18 protein-coding genes are annotated in these 23,310 nt (G+C 66.8%); 6 read left to right on the forward strand and 12 right to left on the reverse strand.

Features of this window, described 5'->3' with window-relative positions; genetic code table 11:
- Nucleotides 1-35: 35 nt before the first annotated feature.
- Genes AB0878_RS14915 through AB0878_RS14930 form a run of 4 tightly spaced genes read right to left on the reverse strand, consistent with a single transcriptional unit; the run spans nucleotide 36 to nucleotide 11,188 of the window.
- A complete protein-coding gene (locus AB0878_RS14915) occupies nucleotides 36-1,844 on the reverse strand; it encodes a DUF1998 domain-containing protein (protein WP_366580055.1) in 1,809 nt (602 codons plus the stop codon).
- Complete coding sequence (locus AB0878_RS14920) at nucleotides 1,825-5,007, reverse strand: helicase-related protein (RefSeq protein WP_366580057.1); 3,183 nt, start codon at nucleotides 5,005-5,007, stop codon at nucleotides 1,825-1,827. The genes AB0878_RS14915 and AB0878_RS14920 overlap by 20 nt, the downstream gene beginning before the upstream one ends.
- Nucleotides 5,004-6,524, reverse strand: a complete 1,521-nt coding sequence (locus tag AB0878_RS14925) for an NERD domain-containing protein (RefSeq protein WP_366580059.1) — start codon at nucleotides 6,522-6,524, stop codon at nucleotides 5,004-5,006. Before AB0878_RS14925 ends, AB0878_RS14920 begins: the two co-directional genes overlap by 4 nt.
- Entirely contained in the window at nucleotides 6,521-11,188 is a 4,668-nt protein-coding gene (locus AB0878_RS14930; RefSeq protein ID WP_366580061.1) for a DEAD/DEAH box helicase family protein, read from the reverse strand. The genes AB0878_RS14925 and AB0878_RS14930 overlap by 4 nt, the downstream gene beginning before the upstream one ends.
- A 619-nt stretch (nucleotides 11,189-11,807) precedes the next feature.
- Here AB0878_RS14930 and AB0878_RS14935 point away from each other — a divergent pair.
- Complete coding sequence (locus tag AB0878_RS14935; protein ID WP_366580063.1) at nucleotides 11,808-12,917, forward strand: DNA cytosine methyltransferase; 1,110 nt, start codon at nucleotides 11,808-11,810, stop codon at nucleotides 12,915-12,917.
- Nucleotides 12,918-12,920: 3 nt separating this feature from the next.
- On the opposite strand, the gene AB0878_RS14940 is transcribed toward AB0878_RS14935, so the two are convergent.
- Genes AB0878_RS14940 through AB0878_RS14970 form a run of 7 tightly spaced genes read right to left on the reverse strand, consistent with a single transcriptional unit; the run spans nucleotide 12,921 to nucleotide 19,437 of the window.
- Nucleotides 12,921-13,343 (reverse strand): very short patch repair endonuclease, encoded by a 423-nt coding sequence (locus tag AB0878_RS14940; protein ID WP_366580065.1) that lies wholly within the window; start codon nucleotides 13,341-13,343, stop codon nucleotides 12,921-12,923.
- A gap of 27 nt (nucleotides 13,344-13,370) precedes the next feature.
- Complete coding sequence (locus AB0878_RS14945; protein WP_366580067.1) at nucleotides 13,371-13,835, reverse strand: FxsA family protein; 465 nt, start codon at nucleotides 13,833-13,835, stop codon at nucleotides 13,371-13,373.
- A 49-nt stretch (nucleotides 13,836-13,884) separates the two neighbouring features.
- Entirely contained in the window at nucleotides 13,885-14,385 is a 501-nt protein-coding gene (locus AB0878_RS14950) for a DNA topology modulation protein FlaR (protein WP_366580069.1), read from the reverse strand.
- 10 nt (nucleotides 14,386-14,395) lie between these two features.
- The gene (locus AB0878_RS14955; protein WP_366580071.1) at nucleotides 14,396-16,270 is read right to left on the reverse strand and encodes a hypothetical protein; all 1,875 of its coding nucleotides are present in this window, start codon (nucleotides 16,268-16,270) and stop codon (nucleotides 14,396-14,398) included.
- A 55-nt stretch (nucleotides 16,271-16,325) separates the two neighbouring features.
- The gene (locus AB0878_RS14960; protein WP_366580073.1) at nucleotides 16,326-16,916 is read right to left on the reverse strand and encodes an ABC transporter ATP-binding protein; all 591 of its coding nucleotides are present in this window, start codon (nucleotides 16,914-16,916) and stop codon (nucleotides 16,326-16,328) included.
- Nucleotides 16,917-16,921: 5 nt separating this feature from the next.
- A complete protein-coding gene (locus AB0878_RS14965; RefSeq protein WP_366580541.1) occupies nucleotides 16,922-18,856 on the reverse strand; it encodes an ABC transporter ATP-binding protein in 1,935 nt (644 codons plus the stop codon).
- Nucleotides 18,857-18,870: 14 nt separating this feature from the next.
- Nucleotides 18,871-19,437 carry a TetR/AcrR family transcriptional regulator gene (locus AB0878_RS14970; protein ID WP_366580542.1) on the reverse strand — a complete coding sequence of 189 codons (567 nt, stop codon included), beginning with the start codon at nucleotides 19,435-19,437 and terminating at the stop codon, nucleotides 18,871-18,873.
- Nucleotides 19,438-19,566: 129 nt separating this feature from the next.
- On the opposite strand from AB0878_RS14970, the gene AB0878_RS14975 reads away from it, so the two are divergent.
- From AB0878_RS14975 to AB0878_RS14995, 5 genes are all read left to right on the forward strand, one after another.
- Nucleotides 19,567-20,556, forward strand: coding sequence for a LuxR C-terminal-related transcriptional regulator (locus AB0878_RS14975; RefSeq protein WP_366580075.1), 990 nt, complete (start codon nucleotides 19,567-19,569; stop codon nucleotides 20,554-20,556).
- Nucleotides 20,557-20,626: 70 nt separating this feature from the next.
- Nucleotides 20,627-20,998, forward strand: a complete 372-nt coding sequence (locus tag AB0878_RS14980) for a hypothetical protein (RefSeq protein ID WP_366580077.1) — start codon at nucleotides 20,627-20,629, stop codon at nucleotides 20,996-20,998.
- 15 nt (nucleotides 20,999-21,013) lie between these two features.
- A complete protein-coding gene (locus tag AB0878_RS14985; protein WP_366580079.1) occupies nucleotides 21,014-21,400 on the forward strand; it encodes a hypothetical protein in 387 nt (128 codons plus the stop codon).
- A 12-nt stretch (nucleotides 21,401-21,412) separates the two neighbouring features.
- Complete coding sequence (locus tag AB0878_RS14990) at nucleotides 21,413-21,595, forward strand: hypothetical protein (protein WP_366580081.1); 183 nt, start codon at nucleotides 21,413-21,415, stop codon at nucleotides 21,593-21,595.
- On the forward strand, nucleotides 21,592-21,924 hold the full coding sequence (locus tag AB0878_RS14995) for a hypothetical protein (RefSeq protein WP_366580083.1): 333 nt from the start codon (nucleotides 21,592-21,594) through the stop codon (nucleotides 21,922-21,924). Before AB0878_RS14990 ends, AB0878_RS14995 begins: the two co-directional genes overlap by 4 nt.
- Before the next feature lie 48 nt (nucleotides 21,925-21,972).
- On the opposite strand, the gene AB0878_RS15000 is transcribed toward AB0878_RS14995, so the two are convergent.
- A complete protein-coding gene (locus AB0878_RS15000; RefSeq protein WP_366580085.1) occupies nucleotides 21,973-23,304 on the reverse strand; it encodes a dihydrolipoamide acetyltransferase family protein in 1,332 nt (443 codons plus the stop codon).
- Nucleotides 23,305-23,310: the final 6 nt, after the last annotated feature.

The following is a 23,310-nucleotide window of genomic DNA, read 5'->3' on the forward strand; positions in this document are numbered from 1 at the left end:
TCGAGTGCCAGGTGGCGCAGGGTTCAACTCGAGTTTCACCAGCCTGCAGTTCGGCGCACCTCCTCAAGTAAATGGTCGAACAGGCCGGGCACGGTCCCGCCGCCGAGCACCAGTTGTCGATCCAATAGCCGGTTTCCTGTCTCGCAGGAGGTCTCGCTGACCAGCGCGCAGCCATGGCAAGCGGACAGGTTGAGGTTCGACGAGCCTTGGCGATCGCTTTCGATGCACACCGGGTCGTTCGAACAGACGTCCGCGTCGCCCAGAGCGGCCAGCAGCAACGGGACGAGCTTGTCGGGATGTCCGAGGCGGACGAGGCCGCCGAGTGTTCCATGTGCGTCCCCGCCCGCCGTGTAGATCAGGATTCCTGCGGTGCGATCGGGACGATCGGAGTGAGCGTAGATGCGTTCCCGCAGGGAGGCGGACGAATATCCGCTTGCGAAGGCCAGTCGCCGGATGAGCAGGTGAGCGATGGTGTGCAACGCGATGAAGCGTGGTTCCGGCACGGCCAAGCGGTGAGCCCATGGGGTCGCGGCCCGGCGGCCGATCAAGATCTCTGCGCGAGCACGGACTTCGGGCGCCCTTTCCCACTCGGACACCTGGTTGTCGTCGAAGCGGAGGAAGATTCCTTCGCCGAACATCTCGATGGCCGGGTAGACCGGCTTCCGGTCGCGATCGGGACCTAGGTCGGCTTTGATGAGCGCTGCGTCGTTGTCGTGGCGCCGGAAACCTTTGAGTGCCCGCACTTCACGTACCCGCCGCACCTGGCCGATACCGGTGAGCTTGCTCTTCAACGCCGGAGGCCACGTGGACTCGGCTGATACCTGCCAACCATCGACGACGAAGTCACTCTCTGTGTGGTCTCGGCCGCCATCGAGCTTCTTGAGGAAGGCGGCCCACTCCCCGTCTTTCAATTCGAGCAGTGGCGATTCCTCGGCTTCTTCGCCGGCTGCGGCGAGAGTGAGCACGTTTGCCGCGGTTGTGCCGAGTTCGTCCGCGATCCATCCCGCCACCATTTCGGCCTGGGGGCCGCCATTGTCGGCGACCACTTTTTCGAAGTAGACATGGTTGCGGATCTTGTCTGCTGTCTCAGCCGACCGAGGTGCTTCTTCGGGGATATCCAGGGCGCTGAGGTGCTCGGAGATGTAGTTGGCGGTGGCGCCTCGCTGAACGGCGCGGAGCTTGTGTTCGCAGGCAGTTCCGCTCTTCGGATCTTCCCACGGCTGACTACCGGTGCAGTGGATACCGTCGCGGTGGAGTGATTCCTTGCTCACCAGCTCGGTGAGCGGTCGTGACCGCTTGCATCCCGTGCAGTGGACGCTGAGCGCTGCCAGGCCTTCGCCACGTCGAGAAGATCGGATGAACTTCAGTTCCTTGTGGGCCCGACAGAAACGTACGGAATCGGTGACCTCCGCACTGTTGCCGCGATGGGCCCATTTGAACCAGGGAATATCCTGTATGTGGCTGCCTCCCTCGCAGACGGCGACGTACCGCATGGGAACCAACTTGCCACCGCATTCGCACTTGTTGGTCCAGCGCCCCTTGTTCTTGCCGGTGAGCTTCGAGAGTCTTGTACACCGCTCGCAGAAGCGCCAGGCCGGAAAGCGCCAATAGAGGAGGTGTGCGGTCTCCTTGGTCGCGTGGCCGGCGTGCGTCGGCGGCTGCCGGAGGATGCCGGGGCCGAGCCGCGCGAGAAGCCGATCGCAGCTGATCTCGGGGGCACGCTTGCGGTCCCACCAAGAGGTGTCGGCCGCGATGAGTGATTCTCCCAGCACGTCGACGATGGCGCCTACCCCGAAGGGCGTGATCGTTTCCGAGAGACGGAGATCATGAACGATCGGTTCCACCGGTGCCCCCTTCCAGCGGCTCACGCACATGGACGGCGACATTCGGCTCGACCGTCCTCATCGAGTCGGCGACGAGCCAACCCTCCCCGCTCTGCCCGAACCGTTTGAGTAGCGCTCTTTCGTCCCTCTTGCGGCGGTCATACACCAGCGCGACTCTTTCCTCGCGGGCGATCTTGGCGCGGTGATCCCAATTGCGCAGCAGCCGCCACACTTCATCGTCGGTCTCCTCGGCCTCGACGTCGTCGGAACGATTCACCAAGTCCAGCAAATTCGCTACTAGTTCCTCGATTGCGTCTCGCATTCGCTCGTCATCGAGGTCCAAGCGTGCTGCCGCATCGTTGGCAGCCAGGGCGGGCAACGAGTGCCTCAGTAACGCCACGAGCGCGCCGGCTAGGGAGCGTTTGCGGGACGACAAGGACCACGGAGTCACACTCGTCGGCTCGACGTTGCGGTAGAGAGTCTCGTGGTAAGAGCGGAAGCTTTCGAAGTGCGAGCGGTCGCGCGCCCGGTTGGAGCGAAACAGCGTGGTCACGATTCCGCTGTTGCGGCCGCGGCCGACCCGACTGGTGGCTTGAATGTACTCGGCAGTCGTCTTGGGCTGACCAACCATCAGCATCAGTGCGAGGCGAGGGATGTCGATCCCGACCGACAGCATGTTCGAGGACAGGACCACGTCGATCGCCTCGGTCGATTTGTCGACGCTGCGCCCCAGTTCGCGGAGGTCATTGGGTAGCTCCTCCGGACCACGGCGACTGGTGAGTTCCAGGATCCGCTCTGCGCGGACCCGCCGCAACGACAGCTCCAGCCGATCCGAGCGCGGCTCCAAGCGTCCGTTGACGTCGTCGACCACGAGGGTCCCCGTCCGGCCGAGTTCACGAAGGCTGTTGTGGTACATCACCAGGGTCCAGTACGAATCCCTGGTCGTGTCCGGGACTGAGCGTTCGGCGAGGACCTCAGGTACCTCGACCAGGGGCGCCGTTGCCGCAACGACCGCAGACACCTGCGATACAGACTGCGGCATCAGACCGACATAGAGCCTGCCTTCGCCGCTCTCCACCGGACGGGAGAAGAAGGTCCGATCGCCGTCGAGCCCCGCCGGGGGGTAGAGCGCGACCTTCCGCCCATACAAGCCCTGGACCTGTTCATGCGAGGCCCGGATTGTGGCGGTTGACGCGACGATCTTGGGAGGCCGCCCGCCGCGACTCAGGAGTAGCTGGATGACCGCATCGAAGACGGCGACGGTCGTGCCGAGCGGCCCGGACAACAGGTGCAGTTCATCCTGGATGACCAGCGACGGTTGACGGAACGGAGTTCCGAGCCCGAGCAGCTTGCCGGCGTCGGGCAGGAACTGTAGTCGGGCGAACTTGTCGACGGTTGCCAAGAGGATCGTCGGCGGTTCTTCGTACAGGAGGTCGTCGACCACGGCGACCGGGATCTCTTGGTGGAATGGGCAGTTCGCCCGGGTGCAGTGGATGACGACGTCGTTTCCGGCATCGCGAAACCCGTAGCGGTCCGGATCGGTGGACTTGGCCTCCGGCAGCAGCGCGACACCGCACCACGGACAGCTCTCGATCTGAAATTGGTTTGCTTCTTCCGGACGTGCAGCCCGGTGCAGGCGATCCAGTGCCGCTTTTGCGTCTCCGCGACTACGGGGAGTGACCTCATTGCCGACCCACAGGCCGATGGAGAACGGAGCCATGCCCTTCGCTCGCAAATCCTCCTTCCGGAGCAGCTCCATCGCACAGATGAGTGAGGCCGCTCGCTGGAACTGCTGCGAGGTCAGCAGGCGCAGAGTGTACCGCGTGATCACAGCGGTTCCGGCGCCCGCGACACCGTGGACGATGCGGCGGCGGAAGATCTCCACCGCGGAAAGGCCGAGGTACGCCTCGGTCTTTCCGCCGCCGGTGGGGAACCAGATCAGGTCCACGAGTTCCCGGTCGGCGTGCGCCTCCTCGATCGTCGACGCCAAAGCGACCAACAGAAAGCCGAGTTGGAACGGGCGCCATCGGGGTTCGTCGAGGGTGGCCGGATCTTTGCCGCTTTTGATCGAGGTCTGGCGGATCTGCAACCGCATAGCGGTCATGCCGAGCGCGAAGGCGGTCCTGAGTTCAGTTCGTTCGGGATCCCGCAGCAGATCGACGCCGGCCGTCATCCGACTCAGAGCTTGTTCGGCCCGCTTGGTGATGGACCGCGCGATCTCTGCGTCGTCGCCGAATCCGTCGACGCTCTCAGCCTGCTCCGACACCCAACGGCCGAAGGCTGCGACGAAGGCGTCCAACATAGACGTCACCTCGACCCGTTCCGCGTCGATTCGCGCCAGGTTTTCGAGCACGAGAGCCTGGGCCTCAGCGGTTGTGGGCTCGAAAGCGGTTGTCTCGATCGCCGGAACGACGAATGCCGGTACTGGTTCGAGGAACACCCGTGTACAAGTGCCATCGATGAGTTCCCAGTCGGCCGCCATACCGTGGCCGACCCCGAAGACCTTCTTGTTCCGGTAGCGGAGCCTCAGCTCTGCGGATTCAGGATCGGAGTCAAACGCGTTGGTCCTGTCGTACTCGAGGATCCGACCCGCAGCAGCGGGGCTCACGCTGAGGGCCACTTGGAAGAGCGTCAGGCCGATGTCACGACGGTCGTCGTCGGTCGACGCGACCGAGACGCGTGCGTGCACTGTAACGAGATGAACAGTCCCGTATGTGCGCCACCTCGATCCGATCTCGATCGGTACCTCACCCGCGATGAGCCTCTCCACCGGATGGTCCTTGCCGAGTTCGACACCTTCGAACCGGAATGGTGCACGTTTCCAACGCGGCGGGCCGTCACCCGTCACAGGGCGGTAGGTACCGCCCGAGAAGTCGCACGAGACGTTCGGCCGGTCCGTGACGAAGGAGATTGCGACCGACGAGGGGCGCCAGTCCTCGGCGAGTGGGATACCCGCACCCGCTTCTTCCAGATCGCCCGGGAACACGTCCGATGCAACCGTCGGGTCACTCTCGACCGCCTGCGTATCCGGGTCTGTGGACGAGGATGCTGCAGGGAACAACATTCCCACGGCATACTGCCGATCCGGCAGATTGAAGAGCACCTCTTCGCTACCGTGATCCGGGCCTGCGTAGGCAGCCCTCAGGTGGCCGAGCGTGATCTCCTGGGCCTTGGTCCGAGTCACTTCTTCTCCAGCTGTCCGCGGACGAGGCGTTGCAGGCGTCGTTTGTCGTCTCGCGTGACGACGATGTCCAACGAGACACGTGCGCGTGTCACGGCGACGTAAAAGGCAGCGGTTCCCGCATCACCGAGGGCATCGGGTAGATCGCAGACGACCACGTGCTCCGCCTCGAGGCCCTTCGCGTACCGAGGGCTCGTCACCAGGAACCCCCGGTCCGTCTTCTCGGGCGTTTTGGTGGATCCGGCGCGGATGATCCAGATATCTTGAGCGCGAACCCCGTCGGCCACCAACTCCTCGGCCACGGATTCGGCTCCGGCCAGGTCGGAATCGTCCTCGACCGTTCGCCACCGCACCTTCTCGCCGTGGACGATGCCGGGATCCCCGACGTCCGCTCCGAGGTACTCCTGCACCATGTGCACGATCGCGCGGGTGTTCCGGACGTTGAGGTCGAGGTCGACCGAAAGGGCCTCTGAGGTGACGATCTCCAGTACGTCCCGGTCGAAATGGCCGTCCACATGCGCCTGGTTGTTCATGTCGAGGAACATCCGCCACCGGCCCGCCCCTCTGCCGCCGGCGACCACCCCGTCGATCTTGTCCATGCCTTCGGCCGTCATCAGGTCCTGCGCCTCGTCGACGAACACGGCGTCGTAGGTCTTGGCCGCTTCCAATAGATCGAAGGGCAGGAGGTCGATGTCGCGACTCCCGATGTGTGGTGCGAAGAAGTCCCGAAGCGCTGGTGAGCGGAAGGTGATCAGGACGGATTTACCCTGATCCGCTTCCTGCTTGGCTGCCTCGACCAGAACAAGCGACTTGCCTGTGCCGGCCCCACCGAAGACCAGCACCCGCGGGTTTCGCGCCAGCGAGGCGAGAACCCTGGCCTGCCCCGCAGTGGCCCGGTTCTGTTCCTCGATTACCGCACCACGCTGCGCGTCGATCACCGGCATGCGAGTGAAGTGACCGAACAGCCGAGCCCGCAGATCGTCGGTCCTCGCAAGCTTCCGGTCTGTGGGCGGACTCTGCGCATTACCCGCAATCGTGTCGAGAGCGCGGGTCAACCCCGCGATGCTCATGTCGTTCCGCGACAGCCAGTGGGTCGGCTGCCACTCGACGGAATGCGGTGGGGTGTCGATGTCCGGCGTGATAACGACGGCCTCGTGAGCGAACCACCCGACCCCCTCTTGACGGAGGATATTCTGCAAGGCGTACATCGCCGACTGCGCCTGCTCCATCGGTGAGGTGGCCAGTTTGTGCCAGTCCCCTCGTCGGTCGATGCTGTACCAGACGCCGTCGTGCTTTCTGATGCCGCTGCCTTTGGCCTCGATCACGATCACGACTTTCTTCCACAGCACGACAAAGTCAGCCTCGGCTTGCTGTTTGTACGCGTGAGACCGCAGTTTCACCGAGTGGAAAGCGACGGCATCTGGGTCGCCGTCGACGTCCCGGAGCAACCGTGCAATCCTGCGTTCCGCGTCACTGGTTGCGCTCTTCTCAATGTCGGCCAGGTCCGGTACGAGGATCATGCGCGTTGCTCCTGCCAGAGGTCTTCGTATTCGCGATAGCCGAGCCAGTCACTGAAGGACCCGAAGTTGTCCGCCACGTCCACGATCAGACACTCCTCCTTGCCGCCGTTCTTCGGACCCCGCAGACCACGACCGGCCATCTGGATGTAGGCGTTCGGGCTGAAGGTGGGGCGGGCGATGTAGAGGGCGCGGACGCCCGGGGCGTCGAACCCTTGGACCAGCAGGTCGCAGTTCGCGAGAACGCGGATCTCGTTCTTCTTGAACTTCTCGATGATGTCGCGACGCTCCTGCCTGCCGGTCTGGCCGCTCACCGCCGCGGCCTCGATGTCTCGGTATCGCAGGGTCGCGGCGAGTACCTGGGCCGATAGGACGTTGGGCGTGAAGACCAGCACTGGCCAGCTCTCGTCCAGGGCCATGATGTGGTCGACGAGGATCGACATGCGAGCCTGATCGGCGCCGACGCGGTCCATCACCCGGGCAGGGACCCGCCGCTGCTGTTCGGCTTCGGCTATCTCGTCAGGCTCCAATACGACCTCGACGCCCGGCAGCACCTCGTGCTCGACGCGGGCGAGCACACCCAGTTCCGCGAGTGGTCGGTAGGCGTTGGCCGTGTCGAAGACGTCCAGTTTCCGATTGCCGAACCGACTCGCCAGCGCGGCTGTCGCAGACGCGGAGGTGCCTTTGAAAGGCGTTGCGGTCAACCCGACGAGTGGTCGTTCCCAGCCTCGGCCGGCCACACCGAGCCAGTTGAGAATCCTGGTGTACCGCTCCGAACCGCCCGCGCGGTGCCCTTCGTCGACGATCACCGCGGTCGACTCCCTCAGCCACGCGTACTCGGCATTGTCGAGGATGACGTCAAGCTTGGCGTCGGTCGCGACGATGACCGAGAACTTCGTGTCCGGTTCGTGGACGACGTTGTTCTCCCACAAGCGTCCCATCGTCAGCGGCCGCTCGTCTCCGAGTCCTCGCCATACCGTGCTCCAGGTCTGCACCGCCTGCTCGCAGAGTTCTTGGGACTGCGCGATCCACAGGACAGGCCCTTGAAGGCTTTCGTCGATGAAGAGCCTGAGGACAGTCTCGGCGGCGACCCGTGTTTTGCCCGCACCGGTCGGCAGTTCCACCATCGCCTTGAGGTGGCGGCCGTTGGCCTCACGGAGCGTGAGCACGTCCCTGAGCTGCCTGCTGATCTTCTGCTGGAACGTGTGGAGCGGGTTGAGTTTGACCGCGCCGGGAACGACGAACTCGTCGTCTTGATGCTGGGTGCGGCGGCCGGCGAATTCAGTGCCGAACCCCATCTTCCGGAGCCAAGAGATGGTTGCTGCTCCGCCTGCCCAAGCCTTCGGGATGTCGACGAATCCTTCGTTGCGGAACTGCTCGGCGAGCAACTTGAGCGAATCGGAGCCGTATACCCTGAGGAAGAGCTTGGCGACCGAGGTCGTGTCGTCGACGAGATGCTGCGCCTCGAGTGCCTGCCACAGTCCTTTGGGCAGAGCGTCGCGCAGGTCGTCTGGGCCGAAGTAGACGTCCAGCCGCTCGGCATCGGTGGACGCAGCTTTTGCCTCTTGCCGAAGTGCCTGGAGCCGCTGGTCGAGACCTGTCTTGAGGACGTTTTCCAAATCGGCATGCGTGAAGCCCAACTCGAAGGCGTCGTTGACGACACGGATGAGGCGGCGCTCGTCGGCGTCGCTGCTGACCACCAGATCCAGTCCGTCCAGGTGCCACTCGAGCGTCTGGTCTTCGACGCCGTCTTCCGTGGTCACCCGCTTGACCACCTGGAGTGCCCGTGTGACCGTCGCGCTCATCACCATGTCGGCGACGGGCGTGGCGCGAAGTCCACTGAACATATCGATGACACGCTCACTGTCCTGTTTCCCTTCGATCACCATGGAGAACGCGAAGCTGTCCTCGAATTGGCGGCAGCCGACTGAATCCCTGAGCTTGGTCGCCTGATCGTCGGTGACCCGCAGGTAGGGCCGTTGACGTGACGAGAGGAACTCTTCTTGCTCGTCGGTGGTGGCGAGATACACCGAGTCAGGAGAACGTGCTTCGACCACACGTCCCACCCTGGCGGGAATGGTCGGGGGGTGGCCGTCGGGATAGGCGACTTGACTTGCAGTGCCGATGAACTCGACGAGCACGGCGTTGTCGAGAGCCGTCGGAAAAAGGTTCGCGGTGAGCGCCTCTTTGAGCACGGGGGCCGGTACTGCGTGCAGCTCGTCGGGCAGCCCTAGCACCTCGGCGACCTGGCGGGGCCCGCGGAACAGGGGAAGGAGGTTCTTGTACTTGAGCATCGAAGGAGCGACCACAGCGCCCGGTGCGCGGTACCCCCGGTCGGATTCGAGCAGCCCGGCGCGCTCCGCCGCCCATCGCACGGGTGACTGCACGTGGTAGGACGTGCCCGTGTCGAGGTCTTCACAGGTCCAATCCGAATCTCCGGCCTGAAGCAAGCCGGTGGTCCAGCTCGCGCGTATCCGTTCGGCGGCTTCGGCGTCCTTCAACAAGAAGAGCACGGAGAACGGACCAGGGCCCTCGCCCGGGTAGAGCTCTACATGCTCGACAGGGCGCTCACCGGGCCCTCGCCGTGAGTTGAGTGTGGTCAGGACCCACTCGCGGTATTGCTCGAGCAAGGGCTCGTCCTCTGCCGCGTACTTGCCGACGGGGCTGTGCACGACGCCGAGCCGGTGTGCCACCGCGGGCAAGCACCTTTCGTGATCCAGCGTTTTGGCCGCCATTTCCTCGCCCAGGGATTCGGCGAGGTCGAAGACTTGCGTGGGCCATGCCCAACCACCGTCCCGAGTCGGGACCTGGACCGTGGCGGGGTGCGCGGTCAGGGCCTTCACCGCGAGCGGAACGGGAACCCCAAGGACGGCGTCCCAAAGCTTGGTGAGTTGCTCGTCGTTCGGTGTCGTCGAGAGCTTCGCCAGGCGTGCGTTGAGGATCGCGACCGGATCCAGGTCGCGGAAGCCGAGCTCGCGAAGGAGCTTTTCAAGCCCGGGCTGGGCGAGGAAGTCGGGGTCCACGAAAATCGCGCGTTCGATCCCGACGCCCTCTTCCTGGTGTAAGAAGATGACATTCTTCTCCCGCAGCGCTCGCATGCCATCGGTGGTCGGGATGACCTTGGCTTGCTCGATGTCGGTCAGGTTACGGTGGGTCTGGACGAATTCCAGTGCGCCTGCGGAGGACGCGACGTCGATTCCTTCCGCCCACTCGCGTAGCCAGGAGAGGAGCCCGCGCACGGGCACGTTGTCCAAGGCGCGCTTGCTGTCCCTGTCGTTTTCGAGCAGGCCCTTCGAGGCCGAGGCAGCGAACAACTGGCGAAGGCGTGTCGTTCGTTGTGTCGAGGTGTAGCACCGCCAGTGTGGAACATTGGTGCCTGTGTTCGGAGAGCTGTTCCACGCACGGTGATCATTCGCCTCGACGTTCGCGATGGCGAAATCCAGAGGGCGCAATCCTGCGGCACGTGTCAGTGCTCCGGTCGCATCGGGTATAAGGTTGACACTCGTCGACATCTGAGGCACGTGCGTGCAGAGCAACCCGTCGCCGAACGACAGCGGTTCCCTTCCTCGCGCGGGCATATAGTCGAGGTGGGCGGCGGGATCGTCGGATGTGCTCACCTTTGGCAACAAGTTGATGAACATCGTGGAGAGAGTCTTGATCATCTCGCGGTTGTAATCGTTCTTGAGCAACGTGGTTCGGTCGTCGTTCACACTCCACGGAGCATTGAACAGGGCCGAGGCAGAGGTCTGGTCCTGGAGGGGGAAGTAGGACCAAAACTGCCCGATGCGTTGCCTGGCTTGTCGCCTGGGAACCGCAACGGTAACTTTGACCGCTTTACGTGAAACGGCTTCGCCGACCTGCTTGCGCGCTTCTGCGGATGGCGCGTGCATCTCGTTCTTGACGATCCACTCGTCACCGCTGCCGTCGGGACGTTCGATCTTCAGGACCCCTCCCCCGAAGTCGCGGGACACGTGGGTCGTTTCGAAGGGGGTGCTACCGAGCACCCGGAGCCTGATCTCCCGCACGTCACCGACGAAGAGGAGGAACTCCGACGGGAACCGCTCGATCTCGCGGTGGAGTCGCGCCAAGCCTACAGCGCGGGGAAGTTTGACGATGGTGGTTGCCCACTCGGCGAGATCGGCGAGAATCGGGTCCTCGGTGAAGGCAGTCACGGCATCGACGACAGTTGCGGTCCGGAGAATCGGGCGGCGTTTCGCGGTGGAGTTGAGTCCGGCGATTGCAGCGCGGGCAGCAGCCGAGTTGAACTCGAAGGACACGGAGCGGCTGTACACCTGAGGGGCGTCTGAAACCGCCAGTACGGACTTGAACCCGAGCCCGAATCGGCCGATCTCGTCGCCGCGCTTGTCGCTCAGGTGCGCGTGCATGATCGTGGTGAGCCCGTTCTGCGAGAACGGGCGTCCGGTGTTGGCACAGTAGAGGGTCTGGTGCTCCGTGTCGAGGACGATCTCGACCCGTCCCGAGGGGTCCCCCTGCCCCTTGGTGCCGGACATGGCGTCGGCGCCGTTCTGTACGAGCTCGAGCAGCGTTCGATCCGAATACCCGCCTACCCGGATCGATTCCTCGTGGTTCGCATGCTCCGAGATGAGGTCGTTGCTCTTCCCGTAGACCTCGATAACTGTCTCGAACTGATCCTTGACCTTCTGCACGAGCAGAGGGTCCGGTCTCCAGGACTGCGGGTTCATCACCACTGGCTCTTGCTCCTCTTCGCCGACAGTCGAGCGTCCAGGCCGACTGGGGTCCTTAGCGTGGGACGGGACATTCGTCCAGGCAGGTGGCTTGCCAACGGGATGGTCTCGGGGGAGCCCCTCGCTACCGGGTCTTCGGTCTCGTGACGATCGGCGATCCGCTGCATCCGGTCTCCCTCGAACCTGGAAAGCGTCAGGCCTTTCGTGGTGATCTCCAAGCCTGCGCAGGGGCTCAGCCGGCCGAGTGACGTCCGATGCCACCGATCGAACTTGTCGGACACGAATCCTCCATGCTGCCGTCCGGCCGCGCCGACGGGTCGATCTTCGTCGATGTGATCCACCGTAGAGCTGCGGGCGCGCTGTCGTCACGGCTTTAGGTGAACGGCCCTTGATCGGAGCGTTCGCCCTCGCGTCCTCGCGCGCTCTGTGACTGTCAAGGTCGCTCGGAGGGGTGGCGCCGTTACTCCGTGTGGTTACGAATATGTCACGACTGTGTGCGCGTTGAGTGAGGTGCATGGCCGGCGTGTCGGGTTCGACGCGCGCCCGTTCTTGTCGGGCCAGCCTCATATACTTCCGTCCCATGACCGACGGACAGCCGCCCTTGCCTTCGCCTGCGCAGGTCGCGATGGTGGATCTCTTCGCCGGTCCGGGTGGTCTTGACGTTGCTGCTCACTGGCTCAAAGTGCCCGTTGCCGGGATTGAATGGGATACGGATGCCTGCGCCACACGTAAGGCCGCGGACCTGCACACCAAGCAGGGCGACGTCCGTCATTCCAAGCCCCTCGACTACCCCGAGGCTCGCATCCTGACCGGTGGGCCACCTTGTCAGACCTACACGGTCGCCGGAAAAGGCGACGGGCGGCGGGTGCTGGACTTGGTGGTCTCATTCGTCGACGACATGGTCAAGATGGTTAGGGGCGAGGTCCCGCTGCCGGACTTGTCGATTCTCGAGGACGAGCGCACGGGTCTGGTCCTCGAGCCCTTGCGTTGGGCAGTCGATGCTGCCGAGCGGGGCGCTCCTTACGACGCGATCGTCCTTGAGCAGGTCCCTGCGGTGTTGCCCATATGGAAGGAATTTGCTCGTGTCCTCAAGGAGTACCGGTACAGTGTTGATTGTGGAATCCTTCACACTGAGGATTTCGGCGTTCCGCAGACCCGTCGTCGAGCAATTCTGATCGCTCGACGCAACGGCGAAGCCAAGCTTCCAGAACCGACCCATCGTCGTTACCGCAAGGGCAAACCTCGCGGAGATGGTGACGCGCGTTTGAGACCCTGGAAGACGATGGGTGAAGCACTCGGCTGGTCGGAAGAATTCACCGTGGTGTCGAACTACGGCACTGGAGGCGACCCGAAGGCGCGGGGACAGCGTCGTTGGAACGAACCCGCCTTTACCGTCACTGGGAAGGTTTCACGCAACCGACTCGTCGGTCGGCCAAAGGGTCGTCCAGAGCGCTTCACCGATGACGAGGCCGGCAGGCTGCAAACCTTCCCGCCGGACTATCCCTGGTCCGGGCGGGGTATCGCCCAGCAAATCGGAAATGCGATCCCACCGAGGTTGGCCGCCCACGTGCTTGCGGCGGCACTAGGCAAGAAGCTCGACGTGAAGGTCCTGGACCAGTGTGTCAAGCGACGCTGGAAGGATACGCGGAACGGGGTCGACGGGCTCCTGAAGGACACCGAGGAAAGCTGAGCCTCAGCGCCGTTCCTGAACCGCTTCGATAACTCGGGCCGCAGCGGTTTCCACAGCTTCGTGTTCCCAGATGCGGACCGCGAGCCAGCCGGCGTTGTGGAGGCGAGCGTCCGTGTCGGCGTCGCGGCGGCGGTTGGTTTCGATTTTCGTGCGCCAGAAGTCGGCGTTGTTCTTGGGCCAGGTGGCGTGGTCGGGGCAGCCGTGCCAGAAGCAGCCGTCGACGAAGACTGCGACGCGGGCCGGGCCGAACACCAGGTCGGCTTCGCGGCGGACGCCTTTCACCGGTCGGCGGTGCACGCGGTAGCGGAAGCCGGCGGCGTGGAGGATCTTGCGCAAGGCGATTTCGATCCCGGTGTCGCGGGACTTCTGATTGCTCATGCGGGCGCGCACGGCGGACGTGGTGTTCAGACTCTCCACGGCGGCCATTGTGGCATCGGAGGCTGTCGCGGGCCGTCAGCCCTCGACGATGCGCCCCTCGATCACCGGGTGCGTTGTCGGCCGAGGATCTTCGGCGACGACCTCGCTGTCCACCACCATCACCGGGCCGCGGCGGGTGTTGGCGTACCGGATCGCGCGCTTCTCTGCCCGGCGCAGCCACCACCGGCGCACCAGCGCGCGCGAGGGCGGGAGCAGCACGAACAGACCCAGCAGGTCGCTCACGAACCCCGGCACCATGATCAGGATGCCGCCCACGGCGATGAGCATGCCGTCGGTCAGTTCTTTGTCGGCGGGGCGGCCCGATTGGGCCTTGGTGACGAAGGCGCGCATCGCCTTGCCGCCCTCGCGGCGGGCGAGCCAGGAGCCCACGAAGGCGCCCGCGATGAGCAGCGCGATCGTGCCGAGGACGCCCACCAGGGAGCCCACGGCCCAGATCGCGGCGACCTCGGCGATGACGTAGAGCAGGAACGCGACAGCCATACCGTCTCAACGAACGAGCTGTCCGATTTTCTCCCGGTCCACGAGACGGCTAGACCGAAGCCAGGAAAGCCGCGACGTCCGCACGAGTGTGCAGCAGGTGGTGACGGGCTTGCGGAGCATCCGCGGCCACCGACGCCAGGAGGCGGCTGCGGTGTGTACGCGGCCAGTTCCAGATCCACTTCACGAACTCGCCGTCGAGCTTCGAGACGCAGCCCGGCGCCTGGGTGTCGCGGCCGCGTTCGCGCAGGTGGCGGAGCAGGACGCGGCGCAGGCTGGTCGTACGGGGCACGTCGAGGAACACGACGGTGTCGGCCAGCGGCAGGCGTAGGTCGAAGCCGGAGCTGTAGTTGCCGTCGATCACCCAGCCGTCCCTGGCGACGGCAGCGGCCTGCGCGGCGCGGAACTCCTCCGGCGGCGCCGGCACCCAGCCGGGGCGCCAGTACAGCTGGTCGAGGTGGGTTACGGGCACGTCCAGCACCGCGCCGAGGCGCCGGGCGAGGGTGGACTTGCCGCTGCCGGAGGGGCCGAGGACGAGGACGCGCCGCTTCACCGCGTGAACCCTAGGGCAGCAGCCCGCAGAGCAGCAGCCCGATTATCAGCAGGTCAGGGCCACGGGCGAGCTGCCGCAGCAAACCGGTGGGGATGAGGACGCCCTCGTACAGCACCAGCCCCATCGACGAGAACTCGAGCGGCCCGCGCGTGACGGTCCGCACCACCGAGTACGCGGCCGCCACCACGGCGACCAGCGAGCCGAGCGTCACGGGGACGCCGAGCAGCGCGACCACGGCCGTCCAGCACGCCGCGAGCGCGACCAGCACCGAGGCCATCACCAGCAGCAGGCGCAGCTCCGACGCGTCGAGCCAGCGGCGCAGGCCCGGCACGCGGTGCAGCTGCGCGATGGGCGCGGCGAACGGCAGCAACGCCAGGTACGAGCCGAGCCCGAGCAGCCAAACCGACGTCACGCCCGGGAACGTCGTGTGGGCGGCCGTCACAGCGAGTGCCAGGAACACCGGCAGGCCCAGCGCGTGGCGGCGCGCGAGAGTCCCCGTCACGACGTACCGCGTGACGATGAAGCGACCGTCCAACGCGCGGCGCCAGTGGACGGGACGGCCGGTGGGCAGCAGCGCCCACACGTCAAGGAACGCCGCCGACGTCCGGCGCACCAGGCGTTCGCGGAAGTGGCGGACGAGGGTGTCGCGCGTCGGCGAAAGGGGCGGTGACCAGGCCAGCAGCAAGGCGGCGGCCGCGGCCACCGCGGCGAATATCCACAGTGGAGTGTCGGGGAAAACACCCAGAACGGCCGGCACGAGCGGCAGCACGGCCTCCCCGAACACCGGCCGCCGGCGAGCCATCACCAGAGCCAGCGCCGCCACGGCGACGGACAGCGCGAGCGGTCCCACGACGTCCGGCGGAAAGCCGATGAGCACCCCGGCGACGATGAAGAAGTACGCGACCGTGGCGAATCGCACGGCCCAGCCCGCCAGCAGCCGCTGCCGCAGCACACGCGAGCGGCCGCCGTCGGAGTACGCGACGGTCGCGAACCGCGTGGTCCAACCCGCGAACAGTCGTCGGGGCGGCGTGCTCTCGCTGCGGTCGTCGACGGACGGGACCGTCGTGAATCGTGTGGTCCAGCGCGCGAGCAATCGTGAGTGCAGCGCGCCCTGGCGGCGGCCGTCGGCGGATGCGGCCGTGGTGAATCGTGTGGTCCACCCTGCCAGCAGTCGTCGGGGCGGCATGTTCTCGGGACGGTCGTTGTCGGGCGCGGCCGTCGCGACCCGCGCGGTCCGGCCCGTCAGCAGCCGCCGCGTACGTGAGCGGCGGTCGTCGATGGACGGGACCGTCGTGAATCGTGTGGCCCAGCGCGCGAGCAGTCGTCGGGTCGGCGTGCTCTCGCGGCGGCTGTCGGCGGATGCGGCCGTGGTGAATCGTGTGGTCCAGCCTGCCAGTAGCCGTCGGGGCGGCATGTTCTCTCGGCGGTCGGGGACCGTCGTGAGCCGTGCGGCCCAGCCTGCCAGCAGCCCTCGGTGCAGCGCGTTCTCGCGGCGGTCGCCGACAGGTGCGGCCGTCGCGACCCGCGCAGCCCGATCCACCGGCAACCGCCGCCCCAGCCGACCCGAGTAGCCGTCGTCGAAGTCTGACCAGGTCAGCGCACCCGGATCGGCCCAGACGTGGCTGCGGCGGAGGGTTGCGCGCCAGGCGAGGGCGAGGCCGGCGCACAGGACGGCGACGCTGCCGTGTGGCCCGACTGCCGCGGCGCCGATGAGTTGGGAGCGCACGAGTGCGGTGTTGTAGAGCGGGGAGCCGAGCAGGCCCAGTGCGATGAACAGGCCGAGTAGCACGTCAGGGCGCTTCAGGGACGCGGCCACGTGGCCACCGATGAACAGTGGCCGCGGGTCGACCGAGCGCGGAGTGCCGAAGCGGCTCAAGCGTGTCACCGAGCCTCACCGATGACCTGCGCGCCGCGGTACCGCGCGACGAACCCCCACCACCTCACAGCTCAACCACGTAATCCGCCACAGCCTCGACCAACCCCGCGTCGTGGCTCGCCACCACCACCGCAGCGCCGGACGACAGGCTCGTCGACACCAGGTCCGCCAGCCCGGCGCGCCCCGCGGTGTCCAGGGCGCGCTCCGGTTCGTCCAGCAGCAGCACCGAGTGCGGCCGCGCGACCGCCGCGTGCAGCAGCAGCCGACGGCGCTGGCCGGCGGAAAGGTCGCCGGCGGGCACGTCCGCGCGCGAAGCCAGCGAGGCCGGCACCGTGCACGAACCGCCGAACGAACGGCCCACCAGGTCCAGGTGCTGGCGCGGGGTCAGCTCGTCGAACAGCGCCGAGTCGTCCAGCACCGCCGAGACGCGCCGGCGGAACCGGGCCGACCGTTCGTCCGGCGCGCGCCCGCAGACGGAGACGGTGCCGGACGTCGGCGCCTGCGCCCCGTACAGGCAGCGCAGCAGTGTCGACTTGCCGGCGCCGTTCGCGCCCGTCACGACCAGGCACTCGCCGGCGTCGACGGCCAGGTCCAGTTCCTCGAAGAGCACGGCCGGACCCGCCGTGACGCCGAGCCCCCTCGTCTGAACCAGCATGCCCGTCACACTAGATAGGCCTGCGCCTGCAAGGTGAAGAGTTCCGCGTACCCGGCCTTGGCGGCCATGAGCTCCTCGTGCGTGCCGTACTCCGCGACCTTGCCGTGGTCCAGCAGCAAAATCCGCTCGGCCTGGCGGACCGTCGAGAACCGGTGCGAGATGTACAGCGTGGTCCGGCCGGCGGCCAACGACCGCAGCCGGGCGAACAGGTCGTGCTCAGCCTGGGCGTCGAGAGCCGACGTCGGTTCGTCGAGGATCAGGATCGGGGCCTCGCGCTGGAAGGCCCTGGCCAGCGCGATCTTCTGCCACTCGCCACCCGACAGCGAAACGCCCTGGTCGAACCAGCGGCCCAACGGCGAGTCGTAGCCGGACGGCAGGCGCTCGATGCGTTCGTCGGCGCCGGCGCGACGGGCGGAGTCCTCGATGTGCGGGCGGTCCTCCAGCCGGTGGAGGTCGCCGAGGCCGATGTTCTCCGCGGCCGTGCCCTGGTACGTCACGTAGTCCTGGAACATCGCGCTGATCTGGGTGCGCAGCTCGTCCGGGTCGTACCGGCGGATGTCCACGTCGTCGAGCAGGATGCGGCCGCCGGTCGGGTCGTACAGGCGGCACAACAGCTTGAACAACGTCGACTTGCCCGCACCGTTGCGGCCGACCACCGCGACCGTCTCGCCCGGGCGGATCTCGAACGACACCCCGTCCAGCGCGGGTTCCTCGGCGCCCGGGTAGGTGAAACTCACCGACTCGAACCGGATGTGTCCCTCCACAGTGGACGGCAACGGCAGCGGCGAGTCGGGCGCCACGATCTCCGGCGAAGTGTCCAGGAACCGGTACAGCGTGTCCAGGTACAGATTGTTCTCGTACATCCCCGAAAACGCCGTGAACAGCCCCGAAACCGAAGCCTGCACCGACGTCGCCGCGGCCGTGTACAGCGCCAGGTCACCCAGCGTCAGGCGCCCGCCGACGGCCTCCAACGCGATGTACAACGCGATCGCCGAGCCGGCCAGCGTCGACAGCAGCCCCCACGACGTCGAGCTCACGTTGCGGCGAACCGTCAGCCGCCGTTGCCGCTCGTACGACACCACGCCGAGCTGCCGGAACCGCTCCACGAAGTACGGCCCGAGGCCGAACAGCTTGGTCTCCTTGGCGTACGTATCCGTCGTGACCAGCGAAGACAGGTAATCCATCCGTCGCTTGATCGGCGACATCAGGAACGTCAGCCAGAACGCGCGCGACCCGTACTTCGACTGCGAGATGAACGCGGGAATCGGCGCGAGCAGCGCCACCAGCGCCAGCAACGGGCTGATCGACACCAGCAGCGCGATCATGCTCGAGAAGGTGATCGCCGTGCGCACCAACCCCAGCGCCGACGTCATCATCGACAACGGCCGCGTCGGCGCCTCCTGCGCGGCCTGGCGCAGCATGTCGTACGACGTGGAGCCCTCGAAGTACGCCAGCTGCAGCTTGCTCGCGTGGTCCATGACCTGGTGGCGGATGGTCAGCGTCATCCGTTCCTGCAGCAGCGTCTGCGCGATCGACGTGATCGCGCTGCTGATCGCGGTCGCGGCCAGCACGCCGAACTGGAACAGCGTGATCCGCACGATGTCGCCGGTCGTGCCCTTGTGCTGGATGGCCGCGACCACCGCGTCCAGCAGCAGCTTCGCGATGTATGCCGTGGCCGTCGGCAGCAGGCCGGACAGCAGCGTGACCAGCGCGAGCAGGATCGTCAGCGTCGGACTGGCCTGCCACGTCAGCCGCGCGACCTTCGGCAGGCCGCGGACGGTGCCGGACACCGACGTCTTCATCCGGCCGAAGCGCGACTTCAGGTCTTTGGGCAGGTCCGGTTGCGGGGGCTCCGGGATGTCGACGGGACCGGTCAGGCCGCTGTCGGGCACCGTCTGTGCCGGTCTGCGCCGCCGTCCGCCGGGCCGTCCGCCCGGCATGAATCCGCCTGGGATCACGCGGACACCGCGCCGTGCAGGAAGACGTCGATCATCTCGGTGGCCTCGGGCGAACCGGGCATGGGCCGGCTCTGCGCAAACAGCATCGAGAGGAACATGGCCGCGGCCTGGTTCACCGGCAGCCGCAGGCGGTCGGCGTCCGGCACGAACAGCTCACGGACGGCGCGGTGCATCGCCTCGAACGACTCGCGCCGGCTGTCGCCGGTCACCGACTTGCGGTTGCGGGCCTCCTCCGGGCGCGTCCGGCCGGCCCGGATCGCGCCCATCACGGCACCCAGCCGCTGCATGTGCGCGGTCAGTGCGTCCACGGCTTCGAGGAGCCGCCGCTCCAACGGCAGCTCACTCGGGATCTCCCCGATCATCTCCAACGCCTCCCCCGGGTCGAGCGCGGCTTCCACGCACGCGTCGAACAGCTCGTCCTTGTCGGTGAACACGCGGAAGATGGTGCCCTCGCCGATGCCGGCCGCCCGGGCGATCTGCGCGGTGGTGACCCCCCGGCCGTGTTCCACGACCAGCGGGAGCACCGCACGCACGATCATCCGGCGGCGGTCGTCGGGCGCCATCCCCGGCGCGCGCTTCCTCGTCTCCATACCGACCAAACTACGGAGTGAGTGCTCACTCCGTCAACTGGGTAACGCGAAGCGACGAGCCGTCGACTTAGGGACGCACATCCGCCGACCCGAGGAGCGCCGGTGCGCGGCAAGCCGTTCGACGAGCCCACCGCGGGACGCCTGCGCCAGGCGCGCGAGGTTCTGTCCGCCGAGGCCGAGAAGGGCCACCACGCGCTGTACGCGAAGCTGCGCGAGATCGTCGGTGGCGTGATGGCGCTGGACGCCTTCTTCGTGGCCCTCTTCCGCGACGCCGGCCACGTGCTCTACGCCTACCAGTACGACGGCGCCGAGTACGCGCTCCCGGGCGTCCGGCCGGTCAACCCCGAAGGCCCCACGGGCTGGGTGCGTACCCACAACCGTTCCTACGCCTACCGCGCCGACGCCGGCGCCGTGCTCAACCGCGGCATCCCTTGGGGCGACAAGGAACGCCGCTCGGCCGACGCGCTCGTCGTCCCGATGCGCCGCACGCACACCGGCGAGGTGATCGGCGTCGTCTCGGCCCAGACGTACACCGCCGACAGCTACGGCGACGCCGAGCTCGCCGCGCTGGAGTGGCTGGCCGAGGTGGTCGCCCGGATCCTGTCGGCCGAGGACGAGGACCGCGAGCTCCTGGCGCAGCTCGACGACGGGCACCGGCCGGCCGCCGAACGCGTGCTCGGGCGGACGGTGTCGGCGCTGGTCGTGGAGCGCGTGGCCGTGGTGTGGCAGGCGGCGGCGCAGCTCGCGACTGAGCTGGAGGCGGAGGGTCACCGCCTCGGGGCACGGGCGCGGGACCTGGTGCGCGAGTGCGAGCGGCTGCAGATGGATTCCGCGGAGATCGAGTTCGCCGGCTACCGCGAGGCGGCGGCGCGGTTCGGCTCGCTGAGCCCGCGCGAGCGTGACGTCGCCGAGCTCCTGCGCTTGAGCGACGGCGAAATCGCCACACAGCTGTACGTCGCCCGCTCCACGGTGAAGACCCACGTGCGCAGCATCCTGCGCAAGTACGGCGCCAAGAGCCGTTCGACGGTCGTCGAGGAGGTCTCCACCTATCTCGGTTACGCCCGTGAGCGAGGCGGCTCATCCTCGGGATGAATCGGTGCGGGCTTATTTTTCATCCTCGCGCCGAGAGAATCGTTGTGGTATCGCGGATAACATGGTTCCAGTGCGCGTGGAAAACGGCTCCGTGTGGAGTGTGCCGCTCGAATTTCTCATCGCTCTCTGGTGGTTTTTCGTCGCGATCGGAATTGCGAAGTTCATCGTTGTTCCCCTCGTCAAATGGTTGCTGGTTACCGTGTTCGAGTCACTCAAGGGCGCCTCGGGCGCGGGCCGGACGGTGCGCCGGCTGCTCGCCGTACCCATCACGGGTTTGCTGAGCAGGCAACGCAAAGCGCGCGGCGGTCACCGGGAAAGCCGGCTCGACCTCTTCGTCGTCGACTTGGTTTTCGGCGTGGCGGTGAGCGGTTTTCTCCAGGGAATCCTGCTGACCGCGGTGTCGACCATCGTGGTCGTCGTTATTTGTTTTCTGGTTTTCTGAACGGAGCGGTGAATCTTGGCTGGCGACGAGTTGGTGCCGAGCGGCCGGAGTGTGCCGTTCGAGGTTCAGGACGCGAATGGGAATCTGCCGGCGAGCGGCGGCGCCGATCTCGCGGAGGTCGTGGTCAGCGCGATCGCCCACGCTCTCGGCTTCCCGACGGCCGCGCTCGTGCGTTCGGTCGTGGTGGTGGTCGCGCGAACGTACTCCGAGATCAAGGTGGAGCTGCAGGGGCAGCGGGTGGACCGGCGGATCAAGCTGCAGACGATGACCATCGAGCGGTTCTACACCGCGATGGCGCGCGTGGACGCCGATCCCTACTGGCCCCCGGAAGCGAAAGCGACGCTCGCCGAGGCCGTGGCGGCGGAGATGAAGCAGGAAATCGCCCGGCTGCTCCGAAGCTAGAGAGGAACTGCGATGTCCGAACTGATCAGGAGGACCGACGCCGAGGTCGAGCGCCGGCCGCTCGAGAAGGCGGTGGAGCTCGCCGCCACCGCGCACCGCAAGGTCGTGGTCAAGCGTCAAAAGATCCGGGTGGCGCTCACCATCGCCGAGCTGACCGCGGAAGCCGAGATCCGGGCCGACCGGCGGCGGCGATGACCGGCACGGAAGAGCTGGAGGGGCTCGTGCGGACCGTCGTCGAGCGGCCCGCCGCGGTGCGGTTGCAGCAGCTGCTGGCCGAAGGGCTGATCACCGCGGCCGACCGGGACCTGTTCCTGGTGTCGGCACAGAAGTACCGGGAAGCCGCGTTCGCGCAGTACGCCGACTTCGACCCGGCGGTGCGCCACGAGCTGGTGAAGGCGCTGCTCGTCGACTACCAGCAGGAACTCGGCCGCCTGCTGGACGAGATGGCCGCGCGCCGGCGTCCGCCGGCGGAGATCGAAGCGAGGGGTGGGGTCCTGCGCGGGTTGTGGCGCAGGATCCGGTGAAGCGGTTGCGGCCCGGAAACCACCGGGCCGCAACCGCGCCGGAACGGATCAGTACGTGATCGCCACGGCCGGGTCGGCGAGCAGCGCGCCGACGTCGGCGAGGAACTCCGAGCCCTGCTGGCCGTCGACCACGCGGTGGTCGAAGCTCAGCGACAGCTGCATCACCTTGCGGACCTTGATCTCGCCGTCCACGACCCACGGCGTGTCGCGGATCGCGCCGACCGCCAGGATCGCCGACTCGCCCGGGTTGATGATGGGCGTGCCGGTGTCGACGCCGAAGACGCCGACGTTGGTGATCGTGAACGTGCCGTTCGCCATCGCCGCGGGCGTGGTCTTGCCCTCGCGCGCGACGTCGGTGAGCTCGGTCAGCGCGACGGCCAGCTGCTTGAGCGACATCGCGTCGGCGTCGAAGATCTTCGGCACCACGAGCCCGCGCGGGGTCGCCGCGGCGATGCCCAGGTGCACGTAGTCCTTGTAGACGATCTCCTGCGCCGCCTCGTCCCACACCGCGTTGACGTCGGGCGTGCGCTTCGCCGCGAGGCACACGGCCTTGGCGGCGAACGCGAGCGGCGTCAGCTTCACGCCGCTGAACTCACGCGACTTCTTGAGCTTCTCGCGCAGTTCCATCATCGGCGTGACGTCGACGGTGAGGAACTCCGTGACGTGCGGTGCCGTGTAGGCGCTCTGCACCATCGCGGCGGCGGTGGCCTTGCGGACGCCCTTGATCGGCACACGACGTTCGCGGGTGGCGGCGTCGTAGGTGGTGTCCACAGTGGACGTCACGGTAGCTGTCGGGGCGGAGCCGTTGGCCGCGCGCTCGACGTCTTCACGGGTGATGACGCCGCCGTCGGCGGTGCCGGTGAGCGCGTAGAGGTCGATGCCGAGGTCCTTGGCGAGCTTGCGCACCGGCGGCTTGGCCAGCGGTACGTAACCACCAGCGGGAGCCACGGGAGCCACGGGAGCCACCGGCACAGGCGCCGGAGCCGGCGGAGCAGCAACAGCCACCGCGGCCACGGGAGCGGCCTTGCGCGCCCGCCGCTTCGTCTCCACCGCCTTGGAGCCGTACCCGACCAGCGGCTTCATCTCCTCCTCGGCCGGCGCGGCGGCCTCGGGAGCGGGCGCCGCCTTCCCGTCCGGATCCACGTCCAAGGTCAGCAACGGAGCCCCGACCTCGACCGTCTGCCCCACCTCGACGAGCAGCTCGGTGATCACTCCGGCCCACGGGATCGGCAGCTCGACAGCGGCCTTGGCGGTCTCGACCTCGACCACGATCTGGTTGACCGTGACCGCGTCGCCCGGCTTCACGTGCCAGGCGAGGATGTCGGCCTCGGTCAGCCCCTCTGCCGTGTCGGACAAGGGGAACTGTTTGTACTCAGGCATTTCAGC

Source organism: Amycolatopsis sp. NPDC047767 (assembly GCF_040704195.1).
Lineage (GTDB): Bacteria > Actinomycetota > Actinomycetes > Mycobacteriales > Pseudonocardiaceae > Amycolatopsis.